Origin of the sequence: Microcoleus asticus IPMA8, from assembly GCF_013179805.1 — a bacterium.
Classification (GTDB): domain Bacteria; phylum Cyanobacteriota; class Cyanobacteriia; order Cyanobacteriales; family Microcoleaceae; genus Microcoleus; species Microcoleus asticus.
Genome location: NZ_SRRZ01000006.1, coordinates 93267 through 99387, shown reverse-complemented (window position 1 = coordinate 99387; position 6121 = coordinate 93267). Strand labels below are relative to the sequence as shown.

7 protein-coding genes and 1 CRISPR repeat array are annotated in these 6121 nt (G+C 47.7%); of the genes, 4 read left to right on the top strand and 3 right to left on the bottom strand.

All coding sequences use genetic code 11. The features are described from left to right. Nucleotides 1-173: 173 nt before the first annotated feature. Nucleotides 174-800: direct repeats of the CRISPR family, unit length 37 nt; unit sequence GCCGCAATTAACCTAACTCCCTATCAGGGATTGAAAC. Between the two features lie 129 nt (nt 801-929). The 3 genes from E5S67_RS02990 to E5S67_RS33090 all read right to left on the bottom strand — a co-directional run bounded on the left by E5S67_RS02990 (nt 930) and on the right by E5S67_RS33090 (nt 4238). Then, complete coding sequence (locus E5S67_RS02990; RefSeq protein WP_172185333.1) at nt 930-1331, bottom strand: hypothetical protein; 402 nt, start codon at nt 1329-1331, stop codon at nt 930-932. Nucleotides 1332-1396: 65 nt separating this feature from the next. Beyond that, nucleotides 1397-2986: a serine hydrolase gene (locus tag E5S67_RS02985; RefSeq protein ID WP_343045285.1), complete on the bottom strand. Its 1590-nt coding sequence runs from the start codon at nt 2984-2986 to the stop codon at nt 1397-1399. Between the two features lie 298 nt (nt 2987-3284). Further along, the gene (locus tag E5S67_RS33090; protein WP_172185329.1) at nt 3285-4238 is read right to left on the bottom strand and encodes an RNA methyltransferase; all 954 of its coding nucleotides are present in this window, start codon (nt 4236-4238) and stop codon (nt 3285-3287) included. A gap of 86 nt (nt 4239-4324) precedes the next feature. Here E5S67_RS33090 and E5S67_RS02975 point away from each other — a divergent pair, with 86 nt between their 5' ends. From E5S67_RS02975 to E5S67_RS02960, 4 genes are all read left to right on the top strand, one after another. Next, a complete protein-coding gene (locus tag E5S67_RS02975) occupies nt 4325-4480 on the top strand; it encodes a DUF2256 domain-containing protein (RefSeq protein WP_172185327.1) in 156 nt (51 codons plus the stop codon). Between the two features lie 64 nt (nt 4481-4544). Then, nucleotides 4545-5480, top strand: a complete 936-nt coding sequence (locus E5S67_RS02970) for an isoaspartyl peptidase/L-asparaginase (protein WP_172185325.1) — start codon at nt 4545-4547, stop codon at nt 5478-5480. A 52-nt stretch (nt 5481-5532) separates the two neighbouring features. Next, nucleotides 5533-5847, top strand: coding sequence for a hypothetical protein (locus E5S67_RS02965; protein WP_172185323.1), 315 nt, complete (start codon nt 5533-5535; stop codon nt 5845-5847). A 29-nt stretch (nt 5848-5876) separates the two neighbouring features. Next, a complete protein-coding gene (locus E5S67_RS02960) occupies nt 5877-6104 on the top strand; it encodes a hypothetical protein (protein ID WP_172185321.1) in 228 nt (75 codons plus the stop codon). Nucleotides 6105-6121 lie beyond the last annotated feature (17 nt).

Sequence of the window (6121 nt, the reverse complement as noted above, 5' to 3'; positions counted from 1 at the left end):
AGAGTTGAGAGCAGCGCTGCAAAAAGAGTTAAATAAGTTGACGTTGGAAGTTATTGCTTCTTTGACGGGATGGGAATTTATTTTAGATGCTATATCTGTAGCAGGACTTTAGGAAATTGGTATCAGGGATTGAAACTATTGGATTAAAGAGCGAGACACTAGCTCCGAGTGATGCCGCAATTAACCTAACTCCCTATCAGGGATTGAAACGACTGAAGGCACGGGAATAAAACCTGCGATCGCTAACTTGCCGCAATTAACCTAACTCCCTATCAGGGATTGAAACAGAAGTCATCGAATGGCTTCCAACAGAGACAGCTTCTGCGCCGCAATTAACCTAACTCCCTATCAGGGATTGAAACTACAGTTATAGAATGTGTAGCGATCGTTCGATCGCGCGCCGCAATTAACCTAACTCCCTATCAGGGATTGAAACTAACAAGCCGGGGCTAGTTCGCTGATTGCCGGCCGCCGCAATTAACCTAACTCCCTATCAGGGATTGAAACTGGCAGTTACTTCAGTTACTTCAACCGCATCGTCTTTTGCCGCAATTAACCTAACTCCCTATCAGGGATTGAAACGATCGCCTCGCAGCCCGCCGCGCACTCGCAGAATTGCCGCAATTAACCTAACTCCCTATCAGGGATTGAAACATCGCGGTACTCGACCAACAGGGATTGGGGATGCGCCGCAATTAACCTAACTCCCTATCAGGGATTGAAACCGAAAATAGAAAAAATAGGGCTAATTCTGCCAGACTTAGCCGGAATTAACTTAAATCCCTATCAGGGATTGAAACATAGCGGGGGTCATCGATCAACTCTATCCAGCGGAACAATCGCTGTTAGATCCCCGACTTCTTAAAAAAGTCAGGGTTCTGGGTGTTCTGTTTTTTGATGGCAATCTACTTAGCTGTTTGCATAACTTTTCAAAATTGAGCTTTCTCGCGAATTCGCCCATTATAATCAACTCTTACCTTTCCATCTTGAGAAACCGTAACAACCGTTTCTACAGTATAGACAGACGTACCGGGTTTGTACCCTTGAAAAGTAAAAGTCCAACTTCCATCGCCATTGTCAACAAACGGGGATTCCTCAGAAGTACCGTGCATAGAAGCTTCAGCTCGATAGTTGCCTAAACCCCCATTAGCAATTTCTGCTGCTTGACGGGCTAAGTTTTTTGCCCGATTGAGTTCGATATTATTGTTAATCACTGTCACGCCGTCGGTCTCAGATTCAGGAACAGGATTAGCATTACTCAAAGTGGGGGAGACTGCAACGGCTAAAGTTGAGAGCGCTACCAGACAAGCAAGGCGGATGTTTAGTTTCATAATACAAACTGATTTATAGTTTGATAAAGTCTACAACACTTGCCAGAAAAAACCCGGTTGAATTTTCAATTTTTAATTTTCACTTGTGAATCGGCGGGCGTTTCCTCACCGTTCAAATAGCGGTAACTCATCCGAGAAATATCCCGAATCAATGTTTGAGCTGGCTTCTCGGTTTCCGGCGAATGCTTCACCATCACCGCGACCAAATAGCGCTTACCGTTCGGCAAATCTACCATCCCCGCATCCGCAAGCATTGTTTCAATGTTGCCGGTTTTGTGAGCAATAATTGAACCTTCGCCTAAACCTTTCGGCAGCAAAGAAGCGTTTTGAGTTTGGCGCATAATTTGCAAAATACGATCGCGCGATTTCACCGATACCAAATTCCCCCGATCGATCTGGGCTATGATATTAATCAAATCCTGCGGACTGGTAGTATTAGTTCCCTCCAAATCAGGCAAATCATTGCGGAGAACCGTCGCCCTCAAACCCCAACTTGCAAAATGCTGATTCAAAACATCAGCACCTCCCAACAACTCAATCATCATATTTGTCGCCGTATTGTCGCTGACAACAATCATCTTTTGGGCAACTTCCAAAGCCGAATACTTCTTGCCTGGAGTGTCGTCTTGCATCTCCCCAGAACCGCCCACAATGTTTTCGGGCTTCAGCGTCAGCACCTGATCTAACTTCACTTTTCCCTCATCTACTGCTTGGAAAAAAGCTACTAAAATTGGTACTTTAATCGTGCTAGCTGAAGCAAAAGCAGTATCGCCGTTAAAATTTAGGTAGCTTCCAGTATCTAAATCGACTAGAAATACTCCGGCTGTCAAAGTAGGATTTTCTGTTGCTAAAACCTGAACTTGCGTTTTCAAAGCGCCTAATTCTTGATTCAGTTGCAGCACTTCTCCGGTCACCGGTGCAGCAGATGCGCTGTCGCCTGCATCTGGGTTTTTTTGCCCTGGGGTGGTTTGTTCTTCTGCTGCTACAGACGATCGGCTCACAGCATTCACCACAGACAGCAGCGTCCCGCAAATCACCGCAATCCCAACTCCCAAAATCAGCAAGCGAGTAGCGTACACCAACGGCGGCACGCTCTGAGGTGCAGAGCGTTTCCCCGGTCTCTGGCTCGCTTGCGGACGCGGTTTCGACACAGGGGCTTTTTTGGCATTTGGGGGCATTACCGTGTCAGGAATGCGCACTGGGGGCGAACTGGGGCGACTTCCACGGGTTGCAGGGGGATTGGCAGTTGGGATCTGGCTGTTGGGATTGCTGGCGATCGAACTGACAGTTTCCCGATTCGGCTCGGGAAAATCGAACATATCGACAGCAGCGAGACCTTTTTTGCCTGATTGGCGAGTCTTCGACGGGGGAATTTTGCTGGTTCTGGGTTTTCTGGGGTTAATGGCAGATCTGGGATCGGATAAAAAGTCTTGTGCAGTCAATTCTTCCGAAGGTGCGGGAGAATTGGCTCTAATTCTGCTGCCGCGGCTTGGTTGCGGTGGCAAAGTCGAAGGTTCTGGCGATCGTTCTCGAATTTCTGAATTGCCGTTTTGCGGTTGCGGAGGGCGGCGGCGACCCGAGTTGCCAGACTGACTTGCTTTGCCGGACTTAGGCTGCTTTGAGCCGGAGTTGGGAGAGGATATCGAGGATATCACCGATAATATCGATCCTTTGGGAAACCGCTCTGCCACGTCTTACTCCTTCATCACTACTGTAAAGTTCAAGTTTAAGATTTTTCAGCTTGCCAGCCAATCAATTTTAGATTTTAGATTTTAGATTTTAGATTTGCCCCAGACGCTGCCTGGTATCAGCAACCGGGTTTATTGCTCGCAAATTATCCCAAAGCTTAGGCTTTTAGTCAAGAAACCCTGTTATGAAGGTGACAAATGGGTGCAGGAAAGTTCTCTGTGAAAAAAATCCTCAATCTCACATCCCCAATTATCAGCATTTCTCCTAGCTATCCGTTGGATTTTCCGGCAACGCCCCATCCAGAGTATCAGAATTTGCCTCTCGCGGGTAAGTTTTGATTGCCCATTCTGTTTGGCGGAGGACGCCCCGCAGCATGGCGACTTCATCAACTGTCGGATACGCCCTGTTGTACAAACGCCGAAATTTTTCCATCCGGCTTGCTGCTGTGTGCTGCTGCAAATATCCTATTTTGAGTAACAGCGTTTCTAGTTGCTGGTAATATCCCTCTAAATTTTCCAAGGGAGCACTGGTGAGGGGAGGAGAGGGATTTTCTTTCTGGCTGGTTCCAAGTTGTTCTTGGTAACAAGTTGATAAATTATCTGTTGCATCTATTGAAGAGGCAGAGCCTCTGGATATGCGTTCCCCGGCTGAGCCAGGGAACAAGGCATCTTCTTCCTTCTTCCCTCTTCCTTCTTCCCTCTTCCCTCTTCCTTCTTCCCTCTTCCTTCTTCCTTCTTCCCCATACAGTTCGTAGCAGCAGATAGCGACTGCTTGGGCGAGATTTAGGGAAGTGTAGGCGTCACTGGAGGGAATGCGGATCAGGCGCTGAGCGCGGTTTAATTCGGCATTGGTCAAGCCGCAGTCTTCTCTGCCGAAAATTAGGGCGCTGGGGGCTTCTAGGAGCCAAGGCAAGGCGTCTGCGGGCTGTTCTAGCTGTGTTGGCAACGATCGACTATCGTCTCCTGTAGTCGCGATCGCTCTGACACACCCAACCAAAGCAGCCGCCAAACTATCAACTACTTTGGCAGTTTCCAATATATCGGCGGCGCGAACTGCCATCAGTCGGGCCTCTTCCCCTAAATAATCGCATTGGGGATTTACCAAAATTAATTGGTGCAAACCCATATTTTTCATGACGCGGGCGACAGAACCGACATTCAATGGGCCTGCGGGTTCTACTAAGACTATTCGGATTTTGGCTAATGCCGTTTCGAGCATTTTTATTTGGGGAGGTGTTAGGCAGAAATGGATTGTATTGTTTGTTTTGATTAAAATTTAATCATTAATGTAATGTCCAAATTAGCATGGCAAAGCAGCGATCGAAATCTGATTTACCGACAAAAATGTGCCCGGTGTGCGATCGACCTTTTACTTGGCGCAAAAAATGGGCGCACTGCTGGGATGAGGTCAAATACTGTTCCGAACGTTGTCGTCGCCGCCGTTTGGCGGCTCAAGATTAAGAATTTAGGGTAATTTGCTCGATCGAGGCTAAGATTGCAAAGGAAAAATTTTAGGTTAAAAAATATGGCATCGCAACAAGTGCAACCAAAGCTAGTTATTCACGGCGGTGCCGGCAGTTCTCTACACAGTAAAGGCGGAATTGAGGCGGTGCGGAAATCGCTTTACGATGTTTTGGAGGAAGTTTATCCGCTGCTAAAAGACGGTGCAAGTGCCGTAGATGCAGTGGTGCGGGGCTGCCAATTGCTGGAAGATGACCCGCGATTTAATGCCGGTACAGGTTCTGTGGTGCAGTCGGACGGTCAAATTCGGATGAGTGCTTCGCTGATGGACGGTTTGATGCAGCGTTTCAGCGGGGCGATTAATGTTTCTCGCGTTCAACATCCGATCGAACTTGCTCAATTTTTGCAGCATTCGGACGATCGGGTTCTCTCGGATTTTGGTTCGGCGGAATTGCTGCGAGAACTTCAATTGCCGATTTACGATCCGATGACAGATTTGCGCTTGCACGAGTGGATGCAGGAACGCCAAGGCAATTTTAGCAAAGCAATGGCTGACGTGGTGGCGGAACCGGCGGGTATGGGTACGATCGGAGTTGTAGCTTTGGATGTTCACGGACGCTTGGCTGCTGGGACTTCGACTGGTGGCAAAGGTTTTGAGCGCATCGGGCGGGTTAGCGACTCGGCGATGCCGGCGGGAAATTACGCGACTGGAAATGCGGCGGTAAGCTGTACGGGGATTGGCGAGCACATTATGGACGAGTGTTTGGCCCCGCGGATTGTGATACGGGTAACGGATGGTTTGAGTTTGAAAGCTGCTTTTGAGCGTTCTTTTGCTGAAGCTGACGATCGTCAACGGGATTTTGGCGCAATTGGAATTGATGCTAGCGGTGCGATCGCTTTTGGCAAAACTAGCGAGGTGATTTTGGGTGCTTTTCACAACGGTCTGGAAATGGGCGATACTTTGGAAATGAGCAAGGGAACGCTGATTTTTATTGCTTAAAAATGGTCCTGGATCGGAATCACCGATACCCGACTTTTCCAAAAAGTCGGGGATGTCGATCGGCGTTAGTTTTACTCATTCCGAAAAGCAGTGGGCAAGGAGACTGGAAAGACCAGCTATATTGAACGGTTTAACAACACATGGAGCCAACGAGTCTCGCCCTTGGCAAGCAAAATATTGTCATTTTCTCGCTCGTGGGAAAACCACATTGGTGGGAGTGGGGATTTTATCGATCGTGACAACGCATCGTTACGGACTTCTGCTACTGCTGCCTAAAAACCTCGACTTTTCTCCATTTTTTACCAAATACCACTACCAAATGTACCTCTTTGATAACACTTTTGGCAAAATGACCATTAAACGATGATGGGGTTTGTCGCTCAATGATATTACCGAATGCTCAACTCGCAAGATTTGTGCGGTAGAATTAGACAAATAGCAGATAGCGAGGGAAATCGTAGCTACTATTTTGATTTGTTGATGTTGGGGGGCGATCGCATATGTTTAAGAAGCCATTCACCAACAGAACAATACAAAATGGCTGATTTGATTCGCAGCTATATCTCTACCCGCGATCGTCGCACGCTTAGCAATATGTTTGCCGTGCAAGTCCGTGAACCGTAGCTATCCCGTAGGGAATC

Excerpts from the sequence above, each read along its gene's own strand:
- E5S67_RS02990 (WP_172185333.1), bottom strand. The coding sequence starts at position 1,331 with ATGAAACTAAACATCCGCCTTGCTTGTCTGGTAGCGCTCTCAACTTTA.
- E5S67_RS33090 (WP_172185329.1), bottom strand. The coding sequence starts at position 4,238 with ATGCTCGAAACGGCATTAGCCAAAATCCGAATAGTCTTAGTAGAACCC.
- E5S67_RS02975 (WP_172185327.1), top strand. The coding sequence starts at position 4,325 with ATGGCAAAGCAGCGATCGAAATCTGATTTACCGACAAAAATGTGCCCG.
- E5S67_RS02970 (WP_172185325.1), top strand. The coding sequence starts at position 4,545 with ATGGCATCGCAACAAGTGCAACCAAAGCTAGTTATTCACGGCGGTGCC.
- E5S67_RS02965 (WP_172185323.1), top strand. The coding sequence starts at position 5,533 with ATGTCGATCGGCGTTAGTTTTACTCATTCCGAAAAGCAGTGGGCAAGG.
- E5S67_RS02960 (WP_172185321.1), top strand. The coding sequence starts at position 5,877 with ATGCTCAACTCGCAAGATTTGTGCGGTAGAATTAGACAAATAGCAGAT.